The sequence below is a fragment of the Corallococcus llansteffanensis genome, assembly GCF_003612055.1.
GTDB classification, from domain to species: domain Bacteria; phylum Myxococcota; class Myxococcia; order Myxococcales; family Myxococcaceae; genus Corallococcus; species Corallococcus llansteffanensis.
This window is the reverse complement of sequence record NZ_RAWB01000986.1, coordinates 1-1,658: the sequence shown is the minus strand read 5'-3', so window position 1 is coordinate 1,658 and position 1,658 is coordinate 1. Positions and strand designations below refer to the sequence as shown.

2 protein-coding genes are annotated in these 1,658 nt (G+C 73.5%); both read right to left on the bottom strand.

Features of this window, described 5'->3' with window-relative positions:
- Positions 1 to 544, bottom strand: a 544-nt coding sequence (locus D7V93_RS42710; protein ID WP_147451671.1) for a serine/threonine-protein kinase, incomplete at its 3' end; no start/stop codon positions are given.
- The coding region (locus D7V93_RS42705) for a sigma-54 interaction domain-containing protein (protein ID WP_147451670.1) at positions 541 to 1,658 on the bottom strand (1,118 nt) is incomplete at its 5' end. The genes D7V93_RS42705 and D7V93_RS42710, both read right to left, overlap by 4 nt.

Genomic DNA, 1,658 nt, shown 5'->3' with positions numbered 1-1,658 from the left:
CCCCACCCGCTTGACGCTCTGGCAGGAGCCCAGGCCCCACGGGCGCCATCGCCACGTCGAGCAGCTTCGCCACGCCGAAGTCGAGCAGCTTCACCTGACCGTCCTCGGTCAGCAGCGCGTTCGCGGGCTTGAGATCCCGGTGAAGCACCCCCTGCCGATGCGCCGCCGCGAGCCCCCGCGACAGTCCGATCCCAATCTCCAGCACGCGCTCCCACGGCACCGGACGCGGCAGCCGGTCCAGGCTGTCCCCCCTCAGGAACTCCGAGACGAGATACGGCCTATCCCCCACCTCGCCCACGCGGTGGATGCCCACCACGTTCGGGTGCTGCACCCTGGCAATGGCCCGCGCCTCGGTGCGGAAGCGCTCGCGTTGGACCTCGTCGGGTGCCACGCCCGCGATGAACTTCACCGCCACCAGCCGGTCCAGCACCGTGTCGTGCGCCAGGTACACCTCCCCCATCGCGCCCCGGCCCAGCGGCTGCAACAGGCGGTACTCCCCGAACGCCGCGGGAGGCTGCCACGGTGTGAGGCCCGCGCTCCTCATTCCACCGTCGGGCTCCGCCCTCGCGCGGCGATGCGGTGCTGCTTCAGCTTGAACGCGAACGTGCGCAGCGGCATGCCGATGAGCTGGGCCGCGCGCGTCTGCACCCCGCCCGTCGCCTCCAGCGCCTCCAGCATCCGCTGGCGCTCCAGCATCCGCAACTCCTCCGCCAGGTTCTGGAACGTGCGCGGCGCGGCGTCCCGGACCGCGTCCGGCACCGGCTCCACTTCCGGTTCCACCTCCGGCCGTACCAGCCCCGCCCGCAGCGACTCCGGCAGGTGCGACGGCTCCACCACCGGCCCCGGCGACGTGGCCACCGCGTACTCCAGCGCGTTCTTCAGCTCGCGCACGTTGCCCGGCCACGCATGCGCGCCCAGCACCCCCATGGTCGCGGCGGACAGGTGCAGCGCGGGCCGCTCCGCCCGCGCACAGGCGTCCTCCACGAAGACCCTCGCCATCAGCGGCAGCTCGCGCGGCCTGTCCCTCAGGGGCGGCAACACCACCACCGCCGCGGACAGGCGGAAGAACAGGTCCTGCCGGAAGCGCCCCGCCTTCACCTCGTCCGCCAGCACCCGGTGCGTCGCCGCCACCACGCGCAGGTCCACGGGCCGCTCGCGCGAATCCCCCAGCCGCGTGATGACCTTCTGATCCAACGCCCGCAGCAGCTTCGCCTGGATGGGCAGCGACAGCTCCGCCACCTCATCCAGGAACAGCGTTCCACCACTCGCCCGCTCCAGCAGCCCCGAGCGCGCCCGGTCCGCGCCGGAGAACGCGCCCCGCTCGTGGCCGAACAGCTCCCCTTCCACCAGGCTCTCCGGCAGCGCCGCGCAGTTGAGCGCCACGAACGGCTGCTCCGCGCGCGGCGACCAGTGATGAACCGCCCACGCCGCGTTCTCCTTGCCCGTGCCCGTCTCCCCGTGGACCAGCACCGGCAGCGGGCTCGCCGCCAGCCGGCGCAGCAATTCGAACAGCCGCACCAGCGCCGCGTCCGCCACCACCACCGACCGCTCCCCCAGGGCCAGCCGGTACAGCGATGGCCCGCTGACGCGAACGCCTCCAGGCATCGCCGCCAGGGCCGCCGCCCTCGCCGCGCCCAGCAGCGCGTCCCCCTGCAACC